Here is a 1343-nt window from a genome sequence, read left to right as displayed (position 1 = left end):
TATTCCCCACTGCTGCCTCCCGTAGGAGTCTGGACCGTGTCTCAGTTCCAGTGTGACTGATCATCCTCTCAGACCAGTTACGGATCGTCGCCTTGGTGAGCCATTACCTCACCAACTAGCTAATCCGACCTAGGCTCATCTGATAGCGCAAGGCCCGAAGGTCCCCTGCTTTCTCCCGTAGGACGTATGCGGTATTAGCGTTCCTTTCGAAACGTTGTCCCCCACTACCAGGCAGATTCCKATGTATTCCTCACCCGTCCGCCACTCGCCACCCATAAGAGCAAGCTCTTACTGTGCTGCCGTTCGACTTGCATGTGTTAGGCCTACCGCCAGCGTTCACTCTGAGCCAGGATCAAACTCTTCACTTAAAAACGCATAGTCCGAAGACTAAAAATTTAAAGCTGCAGATGCTTGACCGCTGGCAACGTTTCGCTTGCTTTAAAACAATTGATATGTTGCTTGATCAAACGTCTGCAAGATGGACATACATCCTTCCTGCAGGCGCCTTCACAAGATACCTGCGCATACTGTCAAAGAACTTTGGAATCGGCCTCAGCGCCTTCTTCCGTTTGCCCCGACGTTTCCGTCGTTGCGAGCCGCCCATTGTAGACCGGCTTATCTGCTTCGTCAACACCTTTTTTCAAGGCCGTTTCACCGAAGTGAACCGTTGTTGCCGATGCCGCTTCGTCGTTCGCCTTAGAGGCTTTCGTCGTTGCGAGCCGCCTATTATGTCAGGCTTTTCGAATCTGTCAACAACTTGTTTGATGAACTTGAAGTTCGTCTTGAAGTTGTCGGCGTAAGTGCATGAAAACCATGTGCTTACATAAAAAGGAAACCCCGCTGCATGAGCAGCGGGGTTTTCGGGGTAAAAACCCTGGCGATGACCTACTCTCGCATGGCTTAGGCCACACTACCATCGGCGCAGCTGCGTTTCACTTCCGAGTTCGGGATGGGATCGGGTGGTTCCACAGCGCTAATTTCACCAGGGAGACAGTTGGAGCGTCGCCATCCTAAGGAACGGATTAAGGCGCCTGCCTCTCGTAAGTCTTGTGACGTAGCGTGCACTTGGGATCTATCGACATGTCATGTCGGCCAAGGCAACTTGAGGTTATATGGTCAAGCCACACGGATCATTAGTATCAGTTAGCTCAATACATTGCTGTACTTACACACCTGACCTATCAACCACATAGTCTATATGGTTCCTTCAGGGGGCTTGTGCCCCGGGAGATCTCATCTTGAGGCGCGCTTCCCGCTTAGATGCTTTCAGCGGTTATCGCTTCCGAACATAGCTACCCGGCAATGCCACTGGCGTGACAACCGGAACACCAGAGGTTCGTCCA

The 1343-nt window shown here is 51.9% G+C and carries 3 rRNA genes; all 3 read right to left on the bottom strand.

What is annotated here, in order from left to right:
• Positions 1–368, bottom strand: a 16S ribosomal RNA gene (locus DQ405_RS26970); the annotation flags it as partial.
• Between the two features lie 504 nt (positions 369–872).
• A 5S ribosomal RNA gene (rrf, locus tag DQ405_RS26965) occupies positions 873–987 on the bottom strand.
• A 125-nt stretch (positions 988–1112) separates the two neighbouring features.
• Positions 1113–1343 (bottom strand): 23S ribosomal RNA (locus tag DQ405_RS26960); the annotation flags it as partial.

The organism is Pseudomonas sp. SST3 (assembly GCF_003325755.1).
The sequence above is the reverse complement of the archived record's forward strand: the minus strand, read 5'-3'. Positions and strand labels throughout refer to the sequence as shown.